A 540-nucleotide genomic window follows, 5' to 3' on the forward strand; every position below is an offset into this window, starting at 1 on the left:
TTATGTTCTAGCTCCATAACCTTATAGGTATTGGAAATCAAAAATGGTAGGGCGTCATAAACGCCCGGCGCGTCTTCATTTTCCAAACCGGCGCGCATGTATTTGTATGTGCCCACACCTAAGAAAACCGCATCGTATTCATCAAGCAGTTCTTGCATCTGCACATCTTGGCCGACTTCCACATTCATGCGGAACTCAACGCCCATTTCGGTAAATACCCGACGACGATTTTCCATGACCCCTTTTTCCAATTTGAAAGAAGGAATACCAAAGGTAAGTAGGCCACCAATCTCTGGGTAACGGTCAAACACCACCGGTTTTACACCGTTGCGAACTAAGATGTCTGCTGCTGCCAGACCAGCAGGGCCGGCACCGATGATTGCCACCTTTTTATCCGTCCACTCCACTTTGGACATGTCAGGCTTCCAGCCCATTTCAAACGCTTTGTCGGTAATGTACTTTTCTATGTTACCTATCGTGACTGCACCAAAATCGTCATTTAGTGTGCACGTCCCCTCACACAAACGGTTTTGCGGACAG

1 protein-coding gene is annotated in these 540 nt (G+C 47.6%); it reads right to left on the minus strand.

Annotated features, from left to right (window positions below):
- The coding region (locus tag R7Q46_RS29730) for an FAD-dependent oxidoreductase (RefSeq protein WP_318078663.1) at positions 1–540 on the minus strand (540 nt) is incomplete at both ends.

Source organism: Vibrio sp. 811, assembly GCF_033339195.1.